The organism is Ruegeria discodermiae (genome assembly GCF_030758345.1).
GTDB lineage: Bacteria > Pseudomonadota > Alphaproteobacteria > Rhodobacterales > Rhodobacteraceae > Ruegeria_C.
In genome coordinates this window covers 205,332-225,411 of the sequence record NZ_JAVAMO010000001.1, presented here as the reverse complement: position 1 = coordinate 225,411, position 20,080 = coordinate 205,332, and the positions used below count along the sequence as shown (strand labels likewise).

The 20,080-nt window shown below is 61.9% G+C and carries 18 protein-coding genes; 10 read left to right on the top strand and 8 right to left on the bottom strand.

All coding sequences use genetic code 11. The features are described 5' to 3' along the window. Positions 1-43 precede the first annotated feature (43 nt). Together Q5Y75_RS01090 and Q5Y75_RS01085 are read left to right on the top strand one after the other, a co-directional pair. Positions 44-1,051: a GT-B fold glycosyltransferase domain-containing protein gene (locus Q5Y75_RS01090; protein WP_306193557.1), complete on the top strand. Its 1,008-nt coding sequence runs from the start codon at positions 44-46 to the stop codon at positions 1,049-1,051. Positions 1,052-1,147: 96 nt separating this feature from the next. After that, on the top strand, positions 1,148-2,440 hold the full coding sequence (locus Q5Y75_RS01085) for an O-acetylhomoserine aminocarboxypropyltransferase/cysteine synthase family protein (protein WP_306193556.1): 1,293 nt from the start codon (positions 1,148-1,150) through the stop codon (positions 2,438-2,440). Between the two features lie 62 nt (positions 2,441-2,502). Here Q5Y75_RS01085 and Q5Y75_RS01080 read toward each other — a convergent pair whose 3' ends face one another. After that, positions 2,503-3,201, bottom strand: a complete 699-nt coding sequence (locus Q5Y75_RS01080; protein ID WP_306193554.1) for an SIMPL domain-containing protein — start codon at positions 3,199-3,201, stop codon at positions 2,503-2,505. A 164-nt stretch (positions 3,202-3,365) separates the two neighbouring features. On the opposite strand from Q5Y75_RS01080, the gene Q5Y75_RS01075 reads away from it, so the two are divergent. Next, positions 3,366-5,525: a hypothetical protein gene (locus Q5Y75_RS01075; protein WP_306193553.1), complete on the top strand. Its 2,160-nt coding sequence runs from the start codon at positions 3,366-3,368 to the stop codon at positions 5,523-5,525. A 279-nt stretch (positions 5,526-5,804) separates the two neighbouring features. Next, positions 5,805-6,122: a hypothetical protein gene (locus Q5Y75_RS01070; RefSeq protein ID WP_306193552.1), complete on the top strand. Its 318-nt coding sequence runs from the start codon at positions 5,805-5,807 to the stop codon at positions 6,120-6,122. Between the two features lie 86 nt (positions 6,123-6,208). Here Q5Y75_RS01070 and hppD read toward each other — a convergent pair whose 3' ends face one another. Further along, entirely contained in the window at positions 6,209-7,303 is a 1,095-nt protein-coding gene (gene hppD / locus Q5Y75_RS01065; RefSeq protein ID WP_306193550.1) for a 4-hydroxyphenylpyruvate dioxygenase, read from the bottom strand. 148 nt (positions 7,304-7,451) lie between these two features. Here hppD and Q5Y75_RS01060 point away from each other — a divergent pair, with 148 nt between their 5' ends. Both Q5Y75_RS01060 and Q5Y75_RS01055 read left to right on the top strand, forming a co-directional pair. Continuing rightward, positions 7,452-7,907: an Lrp/AsnC family transcriptional regulator gene (locus tag Q5Y75_RS01060; RefSeq protein ID WP_306193548.1), complete on the top strand. Its 456-nt coding sequence runs from the start codon at positions 7,452-7,454 to the stop codon at positions 7,905-7,907. A gap of 16 nt (positions 7,908-7,923) precedes the next feature. After that, positions 7,924-9,804, top strand: a complete 1,881-nt coding sequence (locus tag Q5Y75_RS01055; RefSeq protein WP_306193546.1) for a monovalent cation:proton antiporter-2 (CPA2) family protein — start codon at positions 7,924-7,926, stop codon at positions 9,802-9,804. 10 nt (positions 9,805-9,814) lie between these two features. Here Q5Y75_RS01055 and cobT read toward each other — a convergent pair whose 3' ends face one another. Continuing rightward, on the bottom strand, positions 9,815-10,828 hold the full coding sequence (cobT, locus tag Q5Y75_RS01050) for a nicotinate-nucleotide--dimethylbenzimidazole phosphoribosyltransferase (RefSeq protein ID WP_306193545.1): 1,014 nt from the start codon (positions 10,826-10,828) through the stop codon (positions 9,815-9,817). 79 nt (positions 10,829-10,907) lie between these two features. On the opposite strand from cobT, the gene cobS reads away from it, so the two are divergent. Beyond that, on the top strand, positions 10,908-11,672 hold the full coding sequence (gene cobS, locus Q5Y75_RS01045; RefSeq protein WP_306193544.1) for an adenosylcobinamide-GDP ribazoletransferase: 765 nt from the start codon (positions 10,908-10,910) through the stop codon (positions 11,670-11,672). An 80-nt stretch (positions 11,673-11,752) separates the two neighbouring features. Here the strand turns inward: cobS and Q5Y75_RS01040 are convergent, their stop codons facing one another. The 5 genes from Q5Y75_RS01040 to Q5Y75_RS01020 all read right to left on the bottom strand — a co-directional run bounded on the left by Q5Y75_RS01040 (position 11,753) and on the right by Q5Y75_RS01020 (position 16,821). Next, on the bottom strand, positions 11,753-12,268 hold the full coding sequence (locus Q5Y75_RS01040; protein WP_306193542.1) for a CarD family transcriptional regulator: 516 nt from the start codon (positions 12,266-12,268) through the stop codon (positions 11,753-11,755). Positions 12,269-12,575: 307 nt separating this feature from the next. Then, positions 12,576-12,914, bottom strand: a complete 339-nt coding sequence (fdxA, locus tag Q5Y75_RS01035; protein WP_249706270.1) for a ferredoxin FdxA — start codon at positions 12,912-12,914, stop codon at positions 12,576-12,578. 66 nt (positions 12,915-12,980) lie between these two features. Further along, on the bottom strand, positions 12,981-13,352 hold the full coding sequence (locus tag Q5Y75_RS01030; protein WP_306193540.1) for an Hsp15 family ribosome-associated heat shock protein: 372 nt from the start codon (positions 13,350-13,352) through the stop codon (positions 12,981-12,983). Between the two features lie 6 nt (positions 13,353-13,358). Next, the gene (locus tag Q5Y75_RS01025) at positions 13,359-16,223 is read right to left on the bottom strand and encodes a helicase-related protein (protein ID WP_306193538.1); all 2,865 of its coding nucleotides are present in this window, start codon (positions 16,221-16,223) and stop codon (positions 13,359-13,361) included. A gap of 28 nt (positions 16,224-16,251) precedes the next feature. Further along, positions 16,252-16,821, bottom strand: a complete 570-nt coding sequence (locus Q5Y75_RS01020; protein WP_306193537.1) for a tetratricopeptide repeat protein — start codon at positions 16,819-16,821, stop codon at positions 16,252-16,254. Positions 16,822-16,891: 70 nt separating this feature from the next. On the opposite strand from Q5Y75_RS01020, the gene Q5Y75_RS01015 reads away from it, so the two are divergent. The 3 genes from Q5Y75_RS01015 to Q5Y75_RS01005 all read left to right on the top strand — a co-directional run bounded on the left by Q5Y75_RS01015 (position 16,892) and on the right by Q5Y75_RS01005 (position 20,064). Continuing rightward, complete coding sequence (locus tag Q5Y75_RS01015; RefSeq protein ID WP_306193536.1) at positions 16,892-17,182, top strand: SCP2 sterol-binding domain-containing protein; 291 nt, start codon at positions 16,892-16,894, stop codon at positions 17,180-17,182. Then, a complete protein-coding gene (locus Q5Y75_RS01010) occupies positions 17,182-18,147 on the top strand; it encodes an alpha/beta hydrolase (RefSeq protein ID WP_306193534.1) in 966 nt (321 codons plus the stop codon). Before Q5Y75_RS01015 ends, Q5Y75_RS01010 begins: the two co-directional genes overlap by 1 nt. A gap of 96 nt (positions 18,148-18,243) precedes the next feature. Next, positions 18,244-20,064 (top strand): M3 family oligoendopeptidase, encoded by a 1,821-nt coding sequence (locus tag Q5Y75_RS01005; protein WP_306193532.1) that lies wholly within the window; start codon positions 18,244-18,246, stop codon positions 20,062-20,064. Positions 20,065-20,080 lie beyond the last annotated feature (16 nt).

Here is a 20,080-nt window from a genome sequence, read left to right as displayed (position 1 = left end):
AGCACCCGCGACGGCTGGAAAACACGCGCGGCAAGGAACAGGAATGGCAGGCACTCCGTTGGCAACATCCCAGACATTCAACGTTGTGATCATTGGCCAGAACAACCGCCTGCAATACGAAGCGCTACTTTTTGCCGCCTCCCTGCGCCACAGTTCACCAGACTTCCAGGGACGGCTGTTTGTGGCCACCCCGCAGCCCGGACCGCGCTGGTCCGGCGACCCTAGCCTGCGCAATCAGGCCACGCGGGACGCGCTGGAGCGGCTTGGTGCCGAACTCCTGCCTTTCGAGAATAGGGTCTTTGGAGAATCCTACCCCCATGGCAACAAGATCGAGGCGCTGATGGCGCTGCCCGAGGGCGAGCCGTTCGTGTTCTTCGACAGCGACACGCTGATTACCGGCGATCTCGCCTCGGTGCCCTTTGATTTCGACCGCCCCTCTGCCTCGCTCAGATGCGAGGGCAGCTGGCCCGAACCGACGCTTTACGGGCCGGGCTATGCCGGTATCTGGAAATCGCTCTATGACCGGTTCGGGCTGGATTTCGACAGTTCGCTGGACCTCAGCCAGCCCGACGAATACTGGCGGCGTCACCTGTATTTCAACGCGGGCTATTTCTATTACAAATGCCCCCGCGCCTTCGGAGAGCGGTTTCTGGATTATGCCAAATCGATCCGCGACGACCCGCCGGATGCACTGATCTGCCAGAGCCTTGATCCCTGGCTCGATCAGGTGGCTTTGCCTCTGGTCATTCATGCGCTCGGCGGCGGGCGCGATGCGCTGCCCGCAGGCTATCTGGACGGCGATGTCAGCTGCCACTACCGCCTCTTCCCGCTGCTCTATGCGCGCGAGGATGATCGCGTGATCGAGGTGCTGGAACAGGTGGCCGCCCCCAACAAGATCAAGAAGGTGCTCAAGCAATATGAGCCGATCCGCAAGCTGGTGTTTCAGCGCAAAGGCGCGAAGGTGCGCGCACTCTTTGATCAGCAGAACCTGCCGCGCCGCGAACAGGCGATGCGCAAGCGGATCAGGGAAGCCGGATTATGGCTGCGCTAGTCACTGCCTCCGGCCCGGGGCCAAGGCCTGCGTTGTGTGAAATCACATCATGGCCTACAGATTGCATCAAGCAATTACCAAGAGGGAGTTCATTCCATGTCCGACGGCCCCACCTACGGCTTTGACACGTTGCAGATTCATGCGGGCGCGCGCCCCGATCCGGCCACTGGTTCGCGACAGACGCCGATCTATCAGACCACGGCTTATGTGTTCCGCGATGCCGATCATGCCGCCGCGCTCTTCAACCTGCAGGAAGTGGGCTATATCTATTCCCGGCTGACCAACCCGACCGTTGCGGTGCTGCAGGAACGCATCGCCACGCTGGAAGGCGGCGCCGGGGCGGTTTGCTGTTCCTCGGGCCACGCGGCGCAGATCATGGCGCTGTTCCCGCTGATGGGCCCGGGCTGCAATGTGGTGGCCTCGACAAGGCTGTATGGCGGTTCGGTCACCCAGCTCAGCCAGACCATCAAGCGCTTCGGCTGGTCGGCGACATTTGTCGATACCGACGATCTGGACGCGGTCAAGGCCGCTATTGACGAGAACACCCGCGCGGTGTTCTGCGAGTCGATTGCCAACCCCGGCGGCTATGTCACCGATATCCGCGCGCTGGCCGATATCGCGGATGCGGCGGGCCTGCCGCTGATCGTCGACAACACCTCGGCGACGCCCTATCTATGCCGCCCGATCGAACATGGCGCGACGCTGGTGGTGCATTCGACCACCAAATACCTGACCGGCAACGGCACCGTGACCGGCGGCTGCGTCGTGGATTCCGGCACGTTCGACTGGTCGGCCAGCGACAAGTTCCCTTCGCTCAGTCAGCCGGAACCGGCCTATCACGGGCTGAAGTTCCACGAGACCTTCGGACCGCTGGCCTTCACCTTCCACGGCATCGCCATCGGCCTGCGCGATCTGGGCATGACCATGAACCCGCAAGGCGCGCATTACACGCTGATGGGGATCGAAACGCTGAGCCTGCGGATGCAGCGCCATGTCGAAAACGCAGAGAGGGTCGCGGGCTGGCTCGAAGCGGATGACCGGGTCGATTACGTCACTTACGCCGGGCTGCCCTCATCGCCTTATGCCGAGCGGGTCAAGGCGCAATATCCCAAGGGTGCCGGGGCGCTGTTCACCTTTGCTGTGAAGGGGGGCTATGATGCCTGCGTCAAACTGGTCAATGCGCTTGAGATTTTCAGCCATGTGGCCAACCTGGGCGACGCACGCTCGCTGATCATCCATTCCGCCTCGACCACGCACCGGCAGCTTACGCCTGAACAGCAGGAGGCCGCCGGGGCTGGTGCCAATGTGGTGCGTATCTCAATCGGGATCGAGGATGCGGATGATCTGATCGCCGATCTGGATCAGGCGCTGTCAAAAGCCACGGCCTGACCTGAATTCAAAAACGATCTGCGGGCTTTCTGAGCAAAGCCCGCAGAACCCCATCTCGCGACTCACTCGCCGATGGCAAACACCATCGAGACCGAGTTGTTGAAACTGACCTCGCCCGCCTCAATCGGAACACTGCCTGCATCAGCCGCGAATTCAGCGCGGGCCATCATCGGACGGCCATTGCCGCCATGTTCGTTGATCGAAACCACCTCACCCAGCGTGACACCCGCCGCCTCGGCAAGCTGGTGGGCCTTGTCCATCGCATCCGCCACCGCAGCGGTGCGGGCGCGTTCCAGTAACGGCTTGGGATCGCTGACCGAGAAACTCAACCCGCGCATCTCATTGCCGCCATCGGCCACCACAGCGCTGAGCGTCTGACCCAGACTGTCCAGATCACGCACCCGGACCAGCACAAGGTTGGAGGCCGCAAATCCGGTCAGTTCGCGTTCCTGCTGCTGCGTCTCGCGATTGATAATCGTGTTCCAGATCGGGTTCAGCGAAAGGTTCTGGGTCTGGATATCGCTCTTGTCGATACCCAGCCCGGACAACCGCTCCAGCACCGTCGCCATCGCCTGCGAGGTCTGGTCCATCGCCTCCTGTGCGGTGTCGGCCTGATGGCTGACGCCAAGCGTCACGGTGGCCATATCGGGGGCTGCGGCAATTGTTCCGGTGCCGGTCACGGAAATGCGACGGGCTTCCGCCTGCGCCATTCCGGCGGTCACGGCCACCAATGCGGCGACCAAAAAAACCAGTGTTCTCAAGGCTCTTCCTCCTCTTGATGCGGCCTCTTAGATGGGTACGCGAGGCCCCGCTTGGCAAGAGGGCAAGGGGGGCTTTTTCTTTCCCTCGGCATGAACCTGCTTTAAACTCGTCGCGCAGGCCACCTCTTCGGCGGCAGAATCGAGCTGGACGGTATCGCCGAAACATGAAACCCGCCTTTGCGCTGTCTTTGTCCTTCGAGGGCATCTCCCTCCTGCACCGGGCCGCCGGTGGCTGGCGCGTGGTCGGCGAGGTGGCGCTGGACGTCCCCGATCTGGGGGGCCAGCTTGCCGAGCTGCGCGAAAAGGCGCTGCGGCTTGAGCCCGAGGTTCAGTGCAAGCTGATCCTGCCGGATGATCAGATCAAATATCTCAGCGTCGAGACCCACGGTTTCGAGGGCGAAGCGCTGCTGCATATCATCGAGGGCGCGGTGGACAGCGCGACCCCCTATGACATTGACGAACTGGTCTATGACATCGCGCCCGAGGGCGAGATCACCCATGTCGCCGCCGTCGCGCAGGAAACGCTTGGCGAGGCCGAGAGCTTTGCCGCCGAACACGGGTTCGTGCCGGTCAGCTTCGTGGCCAGCCCCGGCGCAGGCGATTTCCCCGGAGAGCCCTTTTTCGGCCTGTCGCAAACCGCCCAGCACTGGACCGGCAGCGAGGCCGTCGAGCCCGACGCGAGCGTGGTGGTCGATATCGGCCCCGAGACGTTGCCAGAACCGCAACCCGTCCCCGATGAGGCCGACGCGCCTCCCCCGCGCGAGATACCCGCCCCGGACAGCCCCGCGCCTCCGCCGGAGGAGCCGGAACCAGAGTTGGAAGTGGAGCCAGTCGCGCCTGAACCGGCAGACCCGTCTGCGATGGAGGAAGCTGACCCCGCCCCAACCGACATGCGGGAACCCGAGACCGAACCCGACATTGCTCCGCAAAAGCCGCGGCGCATGGGTCTGGTCCTGACGCTGATCCTGCTTGTCGCTCTGTTTCTGGTCGGCCTCTGGGCGTCTGTGTTTCTGGACACGCCGGTCAGCCGATTGTTTCGCTCCGCGCCAGACCCGGTGGTGGTAACGGATGCAGAGCCAGTCGAGCCCGAAAGCCCAAGCGAGACCGAAGAGGCCATTGCCGACCTTATCGACGCTCTACCAGCGCCGGATAACGCCCCGGTCCTGAGCGATACCGACGCCGCCGTTCTGGACGCGCTAACCGACGAGAACCAGCCACCTGCCAACGATCCCGCGGCCCCCAACGAGGCCGAAGAGGCCATCGCTGATCTTATCGACACCCTGCCCGCGCCCGTCGAAATCCCCGACCAGACGGACGTGGAGACCGCGCCGGACGTGCTGACCGATGACCCGCTGCTGGACAGCGAGCCCCTGCCCGAGCCGGAATTGCTAGACCCCGAAACGCTTTATGCCGAAACCGGTCTCTGGTCGGTCTCACCCGGCGAATTGGACCTGCCCGCAGCGGTGACGCTCGACGATCTCTATGTCGCCTCCATCGACCGGACCGATCTGTCACAGGACCCCGTCGCGCTGCCACCGGCGGCGCAGATCGACACCGATCTCAGGGTTGTGGTGCAAACCGCCCCCGCCATCGCCGATGCCGGGTTTGATCTGGACGATCGCGGTCTGGTCGTACCAACGCCGGAAGGAGCACGCAGCCCCGATGGCATCCTGGTCTATCTGGGCAAGCCACCAAGGCTGCCGCCGGAAACTCCGCTGCGCTTCGAAAACGAGCCCGAAGTCGATGAAACGCGCGAGGTTCTGGCCCAGAAACGCCCGCGCCCGCGCCCGGAAAACCTGCAGGAGTTGAACGAGCGCGCCCGGCTGGGTGGTCGGTCACTTGCGGAATTGTCCGGCATCCGCCCCAAGGAACGCCCGGCTGCGCCGCAGATACAGGAACAGGTCGAAGAGATCGTCGCCACGGTCGCGCTGGTCGATCCGATCCCGCGTCCCCGCCCGCGCCCGCAGGCCCTTGCCGCGCGCGCTCAGCAAAGCGGCAACCTCGGCTCGCTGGCCAATCTCGACCAGCAGACCCAGATCCGGACGGTTGCGCCCAAAGTGGTGAAACCCAGCCGTCCCTCGCCCAACTCGGTGGCGCGGCAGGCCACGGTCAAGAACGCAATCAGCCTGCGCAAGGTCAGCCTGATCGGGGTTTTTGGCACCCCCTCAAACCGCCGCGCGCTGGTTCGGATGCCAAACGGGCGCTACAAGAAAGTCAAGGTAGGCGACCGCATAGATGGTGGTCGCGTGGTGGCAATCGGCGACAGTGAGTTGCGCTATCAAAAGAGCGGACGCAACCAGACATTGAAAATGCCCAAAGGATGATCTCACCCACAGCGCCCAGCTCGATAGCTCGGACCCACAGGCACAAGCGTTTTATTGGCGCCTACGATAAGCGCCGTTTGGCAAATTGCAGCATGGCTGTCGAGAGCATCCCGTTGGGGGGCACCGCCGCTGCTCTTGCACCGTTTTGATGAGCACACGAAAAAGCGCAGTCGTCGGAACACGGACGACGCTGTCGGTGCTCGGACAAAAGCGCTGAATTACGGCCATCCTTTTTTGGGTTAGTTGGCTATAGGATTAAAACCGTTATGAGCTAATCTTATGGATGAAATCGCTGAACTGTTCATAGCAGCAATGAGCATTGCAATCTATGGAACAGATGACAAACCAAGGCATCCAATCTGGCGCAATTCAGTCAGACTGGTCGCGTTTTGCGGAGCTTTCGTCTCAATTGCGAGCCTTTCGGGCTGGCTGACCGACACTACCTTTCCAATGGCTTTAGTAGTTACCTGGGGGGTATGCGCACTGATTGTGTTGTCAGCTGAGTATTATGTTGGCTCGAAGAAAGTCTGTTATGCAGCGCTAACTGTTTTTGCGATTTGGCTGCTCGTCGTTCTTACCAGTATCGGGCTCTTCTGACGCAGGTTTGAGCTCAATGCAGCCCTAAACCATGCATCGGAAAGCGACGGCGGGCCGCTTTAGCGGCCCGCCTGCCCTCTCTCCCATTATTCTGCGGCGATTTCTCCGGATGCGATCTGTTCGCGTTCGATGGATTCGAACAGCGCCTGAAAGTTGCCCTCGCCGAACCCGTCATCGCCCTTGCGCTGGATGAACTCGAAAAAGATCGGGCCGATCACGGTTTTCGAGAAGATCTGCAACAGGATCCGCGTCTCGCCGCCATCCACGACCCCTTCGCCATCGATCAGGATGCCGTGTTTCATCATCTTGTCCTTGGGTTCATCGTGGTCGGTCACCCGGTCATAAGACATGTCATAATAGGTCTCGTTTGGACCGGGCATGAATTTCAGGCCCTTTTCGGCGATCGCATCGGTGGAGGCATAGATATCGTCAGACCCCACCGCGATATGCTGGATACCTTCGCCTTTGTACTTCTTTAGGTAGGACACGATCTGCCCGGTCTCGCCGCGATCCTCGTTGATCGGGATTCGGATGCGACCGCAGGGCGAGGTCAGCGCACGGCTGTAGAGCCCGGTGAATTTGCCCTGAATGTCAAAGAACCGGATCTCGCGGAAGTTGAACAGGCTTTCATAAAACCGGAACCATCTGTCCATATTGCCCTTGAAGACATTGTGGGTCAGATGATCGAGATAGAAGAACCCGTCGCCGCGCGGCTTGGACTGGGTCAGCCACTCGAATTCCTGATTATAGGGCGAGGTGTCGTAATACTGGTCGATGAAATAGATCAGCGACCCACCGATGCCCTTGATCGCGGGCACATCCATTGTCTTGTCATCAGCATCATAAGGTTCGGCCCCTTGCGACACCGCATGTTCATAGGCCGCCTGCGCATCCACCACGCGCCAGCCCATCGCCGGGGCACACGGCCCGTGATCCTCGACGAAGCGCGCGGCAAAGCTGCCCGGTTCGGCATTCAGAATGTAGGTCACATCGCCCTGCTGCCAAAGCTCGATATCCTTGCTTTTGTGACGGCCGGTCAGCGCATAGCCCATGCGGGCGAAGAGATCGCGCAATTCCTGCGGCTCGGGATGGGCAAATTCCACAAATTCGAACCCGTCCGTGCCAGCGGGATTCTCATCGCTGATGATCGATTTCGGGGCATTATGCGGGAAAGGACCCATGGCACGTCTCCGATTTTTGCTGAATTTCCGTTCGCTAAGGCAAATATACGCCAGGTTCCGCACGGTTTCTGCGCAAATTCGCACGCGATTCCCCCTTTTCATGCGGAGTCTACGCGCTAATCTGATAAAAATTGAAAAGATGACGCACATGCTGGATGACACTGACAGCCGCCTGCTTTCCGCCCTGCAAAAGGACGCCCATCTGACCGCGCACCAGTTGGGAGAGTTACTGAACCTCTCGCCCAGCCAGGCCGGGCGGCGGCGGCAGCGGCTGGAAAGCGAAGGCTATATCACCGGATACGCGGCGCGGCTTGACCCCGAGCGGATGGGTCTGCATGTGCAGGGCTTCGTTCAGGTCCATCTGGGCACCCATGGCCCGGACCAATCGGCGGGTTTCGCCCGCATGGTCGATACCAGACCGGAGATAATCAGCGCATGGACGATGACCGGAGAGGCGGATTACCTCCTTCAGGTCTATTGCGCGGATCTGCCTGCGCTGAACAGCTTGCTTCATGAGGTCATCCTGCCCCATCCTGCGGTAGCGCGCGTGCAAAGCCAGATCGTCATGGATCAGCTCAAGCGCGACGCGCCGCTGCCGACCTGACCGCGAAAGGACCGACATGGAAAACTTCCTTTACCAGGCCACGATCTATCTGGCGGCGGCCGTGATCGCCGTGCCGCTTTCAGCGCGGCTGGGGCTGGGATCGGTTCTGGGCTATCTGGCGGCCGGCATCGTAATTGGTCCGGTGCTGGGCTTGGTCGGTGCGGAAACCGAAGAACTGCAGCACGTCGCCGAATTTGGCGTGGTGATGATGCTGTTCCTGATCGGGCTTGAGCTTGAGCCAAAGGCGCTCTGGGACATGCGCGACAGGCTGATCGGGCTGGGCGGATTGCAAATTGGTATCTCGACCGTGGCGGTCATGGCGGTGGCGATGTTTGCTGGCCAGCCCTGGACCATTGCGTTGGCGATCGGACTGACCCTTTCGCTGTCTTCAACCGCCATCGTGTTGCAGACCCTGTCCGAGAAGGGGCTGATGCAGACCAATGGCGGGCGAGCCACATTTTCGGTGCTGTTGACCCAGGATATCGCGGTGATCCCGATCCTGGCCTTCCTGCCGCTCCTGGCGATGGAGGCGATGCCGCATCTGAGCAGCGATGGTTCAATCATCATCGGCGACCCGGATCACGGCGATCATCATGGCGCCGGGCTATCGCTGGTGGCCGGATTGCCCGGCTGGGCGGTGACGCTGGTGACGATCGGAGCGGTGGCCTCGGTGGTGCTGGCCGGAATTTACCTGACCCGCCCGGTTTTTCGCTATATCCACGCCACTCACCTGCGCGAGATGTATACGGCGCTGGCGTTGGTGATCGTTGTCGGCATTTCGTTCCTGATGTCGCTGGTCGGGCTCTCACCCGCTCTGGGCTCGTTCCTGGCCGGCGTTGTTCTGGCCAACTCCGAGTTCCGCCATGAGATGGAAAGCGATCTGGAGCCCTTCAAGGGGCTGTTTCTGGGGCTTTTCTTCATCACCGTTGGGGCGGGCATCAATTTCAGCCTGTTCTTCCGCGACCCGCTGGACCTGATCGGGCTTGCCCTGCTGGTCATTCTGGCCAAGGGCATCATCCTATATGTGGTGGGCCGAGCCTTTAAATTGCGCGGGCGCGACAGGTGGCTGTTTACGCTTGGGTTGGCGCAGGCGGGCGAATTTGGCTTTGTGCTGCTGGCCTTTTCGGCGCAGCACAATGTGATCCCGCCGGGGCTGCAGCAGAAGCTGCTGATGATCATCGCGCTGACCATGCTGATCACGCCGTTGCTGTTCATCATCTATGACCTGCTGTCGAAGAACATGCGCGACAGCACCCCCAAACACGAGCCCGACGAGATCGACGAGGAAGGCCCCATCATCATTGCCGGGATCGGGCGGTTCGGGCAGATCGTGAACCGGCTGGTGCAGGCCAGCGGCTTCAAGACGGTCGTGCTGGATACCGATATGGAGACCATCCAATTGATGCGACGGTTCGGCTATAAGGGGTTTCTGGGAGATCCGACCCGACCGGAATTGCTGAAAGCTGCCGGGCTGGCCAAGGCCAAGGTGCTGGTGGCGGCGATGGACGACCCCGGCGAGGTCACCAAGCTGGTCGCTTATGCCCGCCGCCAACGGCCCGATCTGCATATTGTTGCGCGGGCTTATGACCGCAACCATGTTTATGAGCTCTATCAAGCCGGGGCCAGCGACATCGTGCGCGAGATGTTTGACAGCTCGCTGCGTGCCGGGCGCTATGTTCTGGAAAATGTGGGCCTGTCCGAGTTCGAGGCTGCGGGGGCGGAGCAGACCTTCTATCACCACGACCGCGGATCGCTGCGCGAACTGGCCCCGTTGTGGAAACCCGGCGTGTCGGCCAGCGAGAACCCGGAATACATTGCGCGCTCGACCGAGCTTCGGCGCAGTCTGGAAACCGCGCTGTTGGAACTGGCCGAAGAACACGCCAAGAAGTCGGCCTGAGCCGGGCAGCTCAGCCGTCCGCCACGCCCGCCTCGGCAAAGGTGGCCATGCCGGAATGGCAGGCCACAGCCGATTTCAGGATGTTGATCGCCAGCGCCCCGCCCGATCCTTCGCCCAGGCGCAGGCCCAGCGACAGCAGCGGTTCTTTGCCCAGCTTCCCCAGCAGACGCGCATGGGCGCTTTCGGCGCTCTGGTGGCCCGCTACGGCGTGATCCAAAGCTGTCTCGGACACCCGCACAAGACAGGCCGCGGCAGCGGTACAAATGAAGCCGTCCAGAATGACCGGGATGCGCAGCACCCGCGCCGCCGCAATGGCACCGGCCATCGCCGCGATTTCGCGACCGCCGAGGCAGCGCAAAAGTTCCAGACCGTCATCGGTCTTGCCGTGCAGCGCGACGCCTTCGCCAACCACACGCGCCTTGTTGGTCAGCCCCGCATCGTCCACGCCGGTTCCGCGCCCGGTCCAGTCGGCGGCATCGCCGCCATAAAGCGCGCAGGCCAGGGCGGCGGCGGGGGTGGTGTTGCCGATCCCCATCTCTCCGACCACCAGCAGATCAGCGGATGGGTCCACCGCCATCCAACCGACCCGCAGCGCCTCCAACAGATCCGCCTCGCTCATCGCGGGGTCCTTGGTGAAATCCTCTGTGGGCCGGTCCAGCTCCAGGGCGCGGACATCCATGCGGGCACCTGCGGCCCGGGCGAGTTGGTTAATCGCCGCGCCGCCATGCTGGAAGTTCAGCACCATCTGCGCGGTCACTTCGGCTGGAAAGGCTGACACGCCCTGCGCGGTGACCCCGTGATTGCCTGCAAACACAACCAGTTGTGGCGCGCCGATCACGGGTCGCGCATCGCCCCGCCAGCCCGCATACCAGATCGCCAGCTCTTCCAGCCGCCCCAGCGCGCCCGGTGGTTTGGTCAATTGCCCATTGCGCTCTTGTGCCGCGCTCAGCGCCTCCGCATCAGGACCCGGCGCCTGCGCCAGGACGGTACGAAAATCGGACAGGTCGGTCAGGTCAGGGAGCATCAAGAGCCTCGTTGCATCAGGTCGTTCCTGCGTGTTTAACCAATGCGCGTGATGCGACAAGACCAACAAAGGCCCGTGAATGACAAAAAGCGACATGCGCCCGGTTTCGGGCTGGGATATTGCCCTGACCCTTGTGCTGCTGACGCGCCTGCCCCTGCCCCGCCTGCCCGAACGCGTCTTTGAGCGGCAGGCACAGGCGGTCTGGGCCTTTCCTCTTGCTGGTCTGGTTGTGGGCGTGCTGGCCTGCCTGACAGGCGCCATCGCATTGGCCGTCAACCTGCCCGCGATGCTGAGCGCCGCGCTGGTGCTGATCGTGCTGGTGGGCGTCACCGGAGCCATGCACGAAGACGGTCTGGCCGACACCGTGGACGGGTTCTGGGGCGGATTCACCCCCGAACGCCGGCTGGAGATCATGAAGGATAGCCATATCGGCACTTATGGCGTGCTGGCGCTGATCCTGTCGCTGCTCCTGCGCTGGGGGGCGATTGTTACCCTGATCGGCGCAGGCGCGCTCTGGCTGCTGCTGGCGGCGGCGATCTGGTCGCGGGCGCTGATGCCAATGCTGATGGCCACCATGCCCAATGCGCGCGGCGCGGGTTTGAGCCATAGGGTCGGCTCACCCTCCGGCAAGGCCGCCATTGCGGGGCTGATTCTGGCATTGTCGCTGGGGCTGCTGGTTGCGGGAAGCGCTGCCGTGGTCCCGGCGCTAATCTCTGGCCTTGCGGCATTGGGCCTGGCCCGGCTTGCCTTGGCCAAGATCGGCGGGCAGACCGGTGATGTTCTGGGCGCAACCCAGCAGATTGGTGAAATCGCGTTCTTGTTGACGCTCTGCGCTGCGGCCTAGACTGCGCCGCCACTCCCCTGCGGAGCGCGAAAAAGGCCGCCCCACAAAGGGCGGCCCGGATCATTTCAGATCATTCAGGATCAGGCGGCCGCGGCGCGCGAGGTCAGAACCTCATCCACCTGTTTGGCGGCCACGATCTCGTCGCCACCGGATACGGCAGCCACTTCACGGATCAGACGTTCCAGCGCGGCCTCATAGAGCTGACGCTCGGAATAGCTCTGCTCGCGCTGGTCGTCGGTGCGGTGCAGGTCGCGGACCACTTCGGCAATTGCGATCAGATCGCCCGAATTGATCTTCTGCTCATATTCCTGCGCCCGACGCGACCACATGGCGCGCTTGACCTTGGCCTTGCCCTTGAGCGTGCGCATCGCCTGGCTGATCACATCCGGCGAGCTGAGCGAGCGCAGGCCGGATTCGGTGGCCTTGTTGGTGGGCACCCGCAGAGTCATCTTGTCTTTTTCGAACGAGATCACAAACAGCTCGAGCGCGTATCCCGCCACTTCCTGTTCTTCGATCGAAATGATCTGGCCCACACCATGCGCCGGGTAGACAACATAGTCATTGGGGCGGAACTCGAGCTTCTTCGACTTCGACATACAGATCTTTCCTTTGCTTGCGTCGGGATGTTTCGACGTCAAAACACCACACGGGGGACCCCTATTAGGTTCCCGGTTGGTGGAGATTGTGACGCTTTTTTCTAGCTCCGAGGTGTGAGGTCCAACGGAGGATATCCCGGTCATAACTTCTGTTGAGCTGTTAACTTACCATAATTTCGGGGGAATCGGAAGCGGCAGCAGATTAAGAAAGATAACACACCATATATTTCAATGCGTTATCGGACTCTGTTCAACTCAAAGCCTAGATGTTCGGTACAAATAGGACCGAATCACTTACCCGTTTTGATCACCCGCCCTCGCCGGGCGCTTCCGAGAAATACTTGTCCAGTTTGCCCTCTTCGCCGTCGCGTTCCTCTGCCTCGGGCAGTTGATCCTTCTTGGTCACGATCACCGGCCAGGCTTCGGAATATTTGCGGTTGAACTCGACCCATTTTTCCATATCCGGCTCGGTATCCGGGCGGATCGCGTCGGCGGGGCATTCGGGTTCGCAGACACCGCAATCGATGCATTCATCGGGATGAATGACCAGCATATTCTCGCCCTCGTAGAAACAGTCCACCGGGCATACCTCGACGCAGTCGGTGTATTTGCAGGCAATGCAATTGTCGGTGACGATATAGGTCATGGTCCGTTTCCTACTGGCTCTTTGACCGGTTAGCTAATTCAGACCCGGCAACAGTTCAAGCCGCGATCAGGGGTCCTGCCTGCGAGAAAGATCAAGTGATCGTCTTTCTTTCTTGGTCGGACGACCTTTTCCCTCATAGCCGGGGTTTTTCGCCACCTTGTCCTTTGGTTCGCTCAGATCCTGGTACAGCTGTTGCGCCTCGGGCGCTGGACCGCGCCGTTCCCCAATCGCTTCGATCCGGATCACCCGCACCTCGCGCGCCTGGGCAAAGGTCAGGACATCACCGGGGCCAACGGATTGCGCGGGCTTTTCGGTACGCGTCCCATTCACCCGCACCTTGCCCCCCGCCACCTGTTTGGCGGCGAGGCTGCGGGTCTTGAAGAAGCGGGCATGCCACAGCCACTTGTCCAGGCGCTGCCGGATGGGCGCCTCGGACATCGGGCTCTACTTGCCCTCTTTCAGCGCCATCAGCGCCGCGAACGGATTGTCCGGGTCGATGGGCTTTTCCGATTTGGGCGGGCGCGAAGAGAAGGTCTTGGCCCCTTTGTTGGGTGGCCCGCCTTTTTTGCCACCCTGCTTGCGCGGTTTGCCCTGCGGTATGCCGCCGCGCGGTGCGCCCCGGCCCTGTTTCTGATCGCGGCGCGGACCGCGGCCTGCCTGCCGGTTGCGACCCCAGGTGAAGGTAAAAAACACCTCAACCTCGGGCTCAGCCGGAGCAGCAGCGTCAGGGGCGTCGACATCTGAGGTGGCCTCAACCGGAGTCTCTTCGGTCGCGACCTCTTCGGCTTTGGCCTCGGTTGCAACGGACTCGGCAGGGTCTTTGGCGTCCGCAGCAGGCGGTTCTGCCGGGCTGTCTTTGGCTGTGGCCTCGGCGGGCGCCTCTGCCGGGGCGTCGGCCTCGGTATGCTTCGCATCTGTGGCAGGCTGCGCTTTCACCTTCTCGCGCTCGCCGCGCTCGGCGTTGTAGCCCAGCCCCTGCATCAGATCGGCAAACTGTTCCAGCGTCATCCCGGTGATCGAGAGCATGTCGGGCTTGGCTTCGAACCCGCCGCGGCTGTCCTCGCTGCGCAGCATGTCGGCCAGACGTTCCAGCATGTCGATGCGGATCGCGCGTTCGCCAGCGGTGCGGTAGCCGCACATGGTGTCATAGCCCTTGGGCGCAGACGCATCCGCGGGCACCGTCACCAGACCCGGCGGCGGGGCGTCGGGGAACATTTGCAGACCCTGGCTGAGCGACCACAGAACCAGACGCAGCCGCGTCGGCGCCGGTTTCAGCAAGAGCGGCATGAAGATGGTAAACTGGCCAAAGCGAATACCGTGCTTGCGCAGCGCGCCACGGGCCTCCTGATCCAGATCCTTGACCTCTTGCGCCACCTGCGCACGCGGCAGGATGCCTAAGCCTTCGACCATGCGGAAGGCAAAGCCCCGCGCCAGCCCGGTCAGTTCCTCGTCGCGGGACAGGTTCAACAGCGGCTCGAACAGGGCCGCAACCTTGCGATCGATGAAATGCTGCAACCGGCGCTGCACTTTCTGTTCCACATCCGGGCCGGCGGCCTCATCGACAAACACCTCGACCTGCGGCTTCATCGGCTCATCGCCTGCTACCAGCTTGCCGACCGCGTATTCGCCCCACATCAACCCGCCTTGATCGGTGAAATCGATCTCGGTATCGGGTGCGTTGTAGAACCGGTCAGCCCGCAGATGGAATTGCGGCGCGAGCGCCTGCAGCGATGCGGTTTTCAACGCCTTCGCCTCAGCGCCTTGCGCGCTTTTGTCCGGGCTGAACCGGAACCCTTCCAAACGGCCGACGAATTCGCCTTCGACGGTCACTTCACCTTTGTCGTTCACTTCGGCCAAAAGGGCCTCCTTCTGTTTGAGCCGGCGCAACAGCACTGACGTGCGCCGATCCACAAATCTCTGGGTCAGACGGTCATGCAGAGCGTCCGACACCCTGTCTTCTACAGCGCGCGTTTCGTCACGCCAATGGGATTCGTCGGCCACCCAGCCATTCCGTTGTGCGACATAGGTCCACGTGCGGATATATGCCAATCGTTTGGAGAGCGCGTCGATATCGCCATCGGTGCGGTCGATGCGCCGGATCTGGCGCGCCATGAAGTCATTCGGGATGCTGCCGCGTTCATGCAGATGGCCATAGATGACCTCAAGCAGGCTGGCATGTTCGGCGTGGCTGATGCCGCGGAAATCGGGCACCCGGCACACATCCCAGAGCAGCCGGACAGAGGCGGCATCGCTGGCGCGGGCCATGATCTCGGTCTGTTGCGACAGCGATTTGAGCGCCAGCAGGTCATCGGCGGAGCGCGCCTTGAGCAGGGAGTCATCACTGGGCGACTGTTCCAGCGCGTTGGTCAGCACATCAACAGACCCGAAACGCAGATCGGGATTGCGCCAGTTGAGCTTTTTCAGCGGGGTGAAGCGGCTATCCATGATCGCCTGCGCCATGCCATCGGCCAGCTTTGGCGCTTCACCTGTGACGCCGAAAGTGCCATCCGACATGCCACGCCCAGCGCGGCCCGCAATCTGGGCCAGTTCATTGGGGGCGAGCGGTCGCATACGCCGCCCGTCGAACTTGCTGAGCGCAGAAAAGGCCACATGGTCGATATCGAGGTTCAGCCCCATGCCGATGGCGTCCGTGGCCACCAGATAGTCCACCTCGCCATTCTGATAGAGCGCCACCTGCGCGTTGCGCGTGCGCGGGCTGAGCGCGCCCATCACCACCGCCGCGCCGCCTTTCTGACGGCGGATCAACTCGGCGATGGCATAGACGTTGTCAACCGAGAACCCGACGATGGCGCTGCGCGGCGGCATCCGGCTGATTTTCTTCGAGCCCGAATAGACCAGCTGCGACATCCGCTCGCGCCGCACGAATTCCGCCTCTGGCACCAGCGCCCGGATCGGACCGCGCATTGTATCAGCACCCAGAAACAGTGTCTCATGGGTGCCGCGCGCGCGCATCAGGCGGTCGGTGAACACATGCCCCCGCTCGGGATCGGCGCAGAGCTGAATCTCGTCGATGGCCACAAAATCGGCGCCCATGCCTTCGGGCATCGCCTCGACGGTACAGACCCAATATTGCGCGCGCGGCGGCACGATACGCTCTTCGCCGGTGACCAGCGCCACAACGGACGGGCCACGCGCAGCGACGATCCGGTCATAGACCTCGCGCGCCAAAAGGCGCAGCGGCAGCCCGATGACACCGGTGCGATGCCCCAGCATCCGCTCAATCGCGTAATGCGTTTTGCCTGTGTTGGTCGGGCCAAGAACGGCCACAATCCGGGATGACCCGTTCACCTTCGCCCCCTGCCCGGTTCACCGGGCTTCAGAGTGACTGCCCCTCAACGCGGGATTGCAGCCGATTCATGGCATTGGTTACTTGCTCGTGATGGGGATGTATAGCCAGCGCGCGCTCATAGGCCTGATAGGCCTGTTCCGGGCGGTTCAGCGCCTCAAAGATCAGCCCCAGCCCGAAGATCGCGTCATATTGGTTGGGGTTCAGCGCCAGCGCCCGCTCCAGATCGGCCACTGCCGGTCCGAGCAGATCCGCGGCGAAATAGGCCGAGGCGCGTGCGTGCCAGGCTTCGGCGAAATCCGGCGCATGATCGGTCAGTGCGGTCAGATGTTCGATTGCCGCCTCGATGTCATCGGCCTCCAGCGCATCGCGCCCGCGCTGAAGCAGCAGGTCGGCCGAGGGGGAGCCGGATTTCGACCACAGCGACTGCAATTGCCGGTTCAGGCGGCGGGCCTGCGACTCGTCGGCCAGCGCCAGAGCGGCCAAAAGCTGCGATTCGTCGTTGATATCGGCCTGCTGGGAATGTCCAGACCCGGAAAACATCACTATGACGAAGGTTGCCGCCACGATATCTTTGAGAATGGGGTATGCAATGGTCATAACACGGGTCACTGTAGCGTCGCCCGTCACAATGTCCAATCACCAGACCGGCGCAAGATAGAGGAAGACCATGAGCGAACTACTTGACCAGGCCGTCAGCGCCCTGAATGAAAAACTTTCCGGGGGGGCGTTTTCCGCGACCGCGAAATTCGACGTTGCAGATCTGGGCGCGATCATGCTGGACAGCAGCGGCGCCCGTGTTGGCGATGACGATGCCGATGTGACCCTGAGCGCGGATGCCGAGACGTTCCAGCAGATCATTGGTGGCGAGCTCGACCCAACGGGCGCATTCATGTCCGGCCGTCTGACCGTTGATGGTGACATGAGCCTTGCCATGCAGCTTGCCTCGGTGCTGGCCTGATGGAGATGTCGCCGGCCCCCCTTTTTGAAGATGTGGCTGGCGGTCCGACCGGAGGCCTTGCGCATTGGCTGACCACCAGCGACGATGTCCGCATTCGCATCGGGTATTGGAAACCCGAGGGTGAGGCGCAAGGCACTGTCCTGATGTTTCCCGGTCGCACGGAATATGTCGAAAAATACGGGGATGGCGCGCGCGAGTTCACCTCACGCGGGTTCGCCTTTCTGGCCCTTGACTGGCGTGGACAGGGGCTGGCCGACAGGCCGCTTGATGATCGCCGTGTCGGCCATGTAGAGCAGTTCATGGATTACCAGCACGATGTCCGGGCGGTCTTTGACGCCGCCGCCGCGCTGGATTTGCCGCGCCCTTATCATATCATCGGCCACTCCATGGGCGGTGCGATCGGGCTGCGGGCCATCTATGAGGGCACGGATATTGCCAGCTGCGCCTTTACCGGGCCGATGTGGGGCATCTTTTTTACGCCGGTGATGAAGCCGCTCAGTTGGGTGACCGCCTATTGGGGGCCGAAAGTGGGTCTGGGCCACAAGATCCCGCCAACCACAACGCTGGACAGCTATGTCATCTCGCAACCTTTCGAGGGCAACGTGCTGACCCGCGATCCGGCCATGTTCGAGATGATGAAGGATCAGTTGCGCGCGCATCCCGAATTGTCGCTGGGCGCGCCCTCGACCATCTGGCTGCGCGAGGCGCTGAATGAGTGCCAGGACCTGTCCGAACGCCCCGCACCCGATATGCCCTGCATCACCGTACTTGGCAGCCATGAACAGATCGTCGACCGTAAGGCGATAAGGGCGCGCATGGCGGGCTGGCCCAAGGGCGAGCTGATCGAAATCCCTGATGGCGAGCACGAAGTTCTGATGGAAGCGCCCGAGGTTCGCGGCCCGGTCTACGAACGCCTCGCCAATTTCTTTGCGGCCAATTCCACCCAGTCCGCGCTCAGCGCCTGAACACTTCTTCACATTGGACATGGTTGCGGCGATCCGCCTTGTGATCGCCGGACCCGGCAACTAGATGTCTGGGAAAGCACCATGTGAGGCCCAGATATGCTCAACCTTCCCTTTCCCGTTCATGACGCCAATGCCACCGGAGGCACCGACAATCTCGGCAATCTGCCGGAATGGGACCTGAGCGATCTTTACACCGGTGAGGACGCCCCGGAACTGGCCCGCGACCTGGACTGGCTGGAAGGGGAATGCGCGTCATTTGCCGCCGATTATGAGGGCAAGCTCGGCGATCTGGATGCGGCAGGCCTGCTGACCTGCGTTCAGCGCAACGAAAAGATCAGCGCCATTGCGGGCCGCATCATGTCCTTTGCGGGCCTGCGCTATTACCAGCTGACCACCGATGCCGACCGGGCCAAGTTCATGTCCGATTGCCAGGAGAAAATCACCATATTCACAACCCCGCTGGTCTTTTTCACGCTGGAACTGAACCGGCTGGAGGATGACCACCTGAAGGAGCTATTGGAGCAGAACGCCGATCTGGCCCGTTACGCGCCCGTCTTCCGCCGCATCCGCGCGATGAAGCCTTATCAGTTGAGCGACGAGCTTGAGAAATTTCTGCATGATCTCGGCGTTGTCGGTGACGCCTGGGAGCGGCTTTTCGATGAGACCATCGCCGGGCTCAGCTTCACCGTTGATGGGGAAGAGCTGAACATCGAAGGCACGCTCAACCTGCTGACCGAACAGGATCGGTCCAAGCGCGAGGCCGCCAGCCGCGAGTTGGCGCGGGTCTTTGGCGAGAACATCAAGACCTTCGCCCGTGTGCACAACACCCAGTCCAAGGAAAAGGAAATCGTTGATCGCTGGCGTGGGATGCCGACTGCGCAGACCGGGCGGCACCTGTCGAATGATGTGGAACCCGAAGTGGTCGAGGCGCTGCGCGAGGCGGTTGTGGCCGCCTACCCCAAGCTCAGCCACCGCTATTATGAGCTCAAGCGGAAATGGCTGGGGCTTGATGTGATGCAGGTCTGGGACCGCAACGCACCGCTGCCGATGGAAGATACACGCATCGTCAACTGGGCGCAGGCCGAGAAAACGGTCATGGATGCCTATGAGGCCTTCGACCCCCGCATGGGCGAGCTGGCTGCTCCCTTCTTTTCCAGGGGCTGGATCGACGCCGCCGTGAAGCCCGGCAAGGCGCCCGGCGCGTTTGCCCATCCCACGGTGACAGGGGTGCACCCCTATGTGATGCTCAACTATCTGGGCAAACCGCGTGACGTGATGACGCTTGCCCATGAGCTTGGCCATGGCGTGCATCAGGTGCTGGCTGCAGATCAGGGCGAGATGCTGTCTTCGACCCCGCTGACGCTGGCCGAAACCGCAAGCGTCTTTGGCGAGATGCTGACCTTCCGCAAGATGCTGGATGCAGCGGAAAGCGCCGAGCAGCGCAAGATCCTGCTGGCGGGCAAGGTCGAGGACATGATCAACACGGTGATCCGCCAGATCGCGTTCTATGATTTCGAATGCAAGCTGCACGCCGCGCGGCGCGAAGGAGAACTGACGCCCGATGACATCAACGCGCTGTGGATGTCAGTGCAGGCGGAATCGCTTGGGCCTGCGTTCGAGTTCATGGAAGGCTATGAGACCTTCTGGGCCTATATCCCCCATTTCGTCCACTCGCCCTTCTACGTCTATGCCTATGCGTTTGGCGACGGGTTGGTGAACGCGCTTTACTCGGTCTATGCCGATGGTGCTGAAGGCTTCGAGGAAAAGTATTTCGACATGCTGAAAGCCGGTGGCTCCAAGCATCACAAGGAACTTCTGGCCCCATTCGGGCTCGATGCCAGCGACCCCAAGTTCTGGGACAAGGGGCTGAGCATGATCTCGGAGATGATCGACGAGCTGGAGACGATGGAGAGCTAGGGCACGCCTCTGCCGT